The organism is Microbacterium paraoxydans (assembly GCF_018224615.1).
GTDB classification, from domain to species: Bacteria; Actinomycetota; Actinomycetes; order Actinomycetales; family Microbacteriaceae; genus Microbacterium; species Microbacterium paraoxydans_B.
Genome location: NZ_JAGTUK010000012.1, coordinates 1 through 551, shown reverse-complemented (window position 1 = coordinate 551; position 551 = coordinate 1). Strand labels below are relative to the sequence as shown.

Here is a 551-nt window from a genome sequence, read left to right as displayed (position 1 = left end):
CGCCGGGGCGCCTTCGCGGAAGGTGATCAGCATCTGGTCGCTCAGCGCGTCGGCCGCGCTCTGGCCGATGCGGGTAATGGTGGTCTGGTAAATCACGGTCATCGCAGGAACCTCTTATTGATAAATAAAGCCGGAGACAAACCAGGCAATCAGCACCGTCGGCGCGCCCGTCAGGAAGCGACTGACCAGCACCGACGGCACGCCCACGCGCACGGTGTCCTGGCGCGCTTCGGCCAGCGACAGCCCTACGGGGATGAAATCGCACGCCGCCTGGGCGTTAATGGCGAACAGGGCGGGCAGGGCGAGGTGCGGGGGAATGTTCCCCAGACCAATCTGCACGCCAATCAGCACGCCGATGACCTGGGCAATTACCGCGCCAGGGCCGAGGAACGGCGACAGCAGCGGGAAGGAGCAGATCAGCGCCAGCGTCACCAGCCCGAGCGGGTGGCTCGCGAGCGGGGCGAGGCCGTGGGCAATCCAGTCGCCCAGGCCGGACGCCATGATGATGCCGATCAGCGCCGAGACGAATGCCATAAACGGCAGAATGGTTT

At 65.5% G+C, this 551-nt stretch carries 1 protein-coding gene and 1 pseudogene; both read right to left on the bottom strand.

What is annotated here, in order from left to right:
* Window positions 1-102: PTS glucitol/sorbitol transporter subunit IIA (locus KE274_RS16815; protein WP_368856138.1), on the bottom strand; the 102-nt coding region annotated here is incomplete at its 3' end.
* A 12-nt stretch (window positions 103-114) separates the two neighbouring features.
* A pseudogene (locus KE274_RS16355) lies at window positions 115-551 on the bottom strand (PTS glucitol/sorbitol transporter subunit IIB); the annotation flags it as partial.